Here is a 584-nt window from a genome sequence, read left to right as displayed (position 1 = left end):
CCGTTCAGGGAAAGCGACGGGGAGTCGGGGGTGTCCCCGGTGTCACCGCCGAGCTCGACCGTCGCCTCGACCGCGTCGGTGAGGGTGAGGCCCGCGCCCCGAGAGCCCGCGGCGGCCGGGGAGTCCGCCGGATGGGCGCTGAAGAAGGCGGTGACGTGACCCGGGACGAACGCGGTCGCCCGCTCGCGTGTCATGGTTCCGGGGAGACCGGCCCGCCGATTAACGGTTGTTATCCGAGTCGGCGACGACACCGTAGGCGGTAAGTAGCGGTCGGTGAAAACGGACGGTATGCGACGCCGTCTGATCCCGCCGCTGGCCGCCTTCCTCGCGGTGTGTTTCCCCGGACTCGGCCACCTGTTCCTGCGCCGGTTCGGGCGGGCGCTCGTCTGGCACGGTGCGATCATCGGCGGGGGAATAGCGCTGTACACCCTGTACGACGTCGGCCCGCTCGATCCCACGGCGTCGATCGCGGAGGTCGCGGCGGCGGTCCCGACCGACGTGTTCCTCCCCGTCGCGCTGCTCGTCACCCTCTCGGCGATCGACGCGCTCCTCGTCGGGAAGGCCACCGTCGCGGAGGCGGAGCG

2 pseudogenes are annotated in these 584 nt (G+C 71.6%); one reads left to right on the top strand and one right to left on the bottom strand.

Features of this window, described 5'->3' with window-relative positions:
• A pseudogene (locus ACFQEU_RS17645) lies at positions 1-194 on the bottom strand (pantoate kinase); the annotation flags it as partial.
• A gap of 94 nt (positions 195-288) precedes the next feature.
• Here ACFQEU_RS17645 and ACFQEU_RS17640 point away from each other — a divergent pair.
• Positions 289-584: pseudogene (locus ACFQEU_RS17640) on the top strand (zinc ribbon domain-containing protein); the annotation flags it as partial.

Source organism: Halorubrum tibetense (genome assembly GCF_042661865.1).
GTDB classification, from domain to species: Archaea; Halobacteriota; Halobacteria; order Halobacteriales; family Haloferacaceae; genus Halorubrum; species Halorubrum tibetense.
Note: the sequence above shows the minus strand (reverse complement) of the source record. Positions and strands in the feature narration are given on the sequence as shown.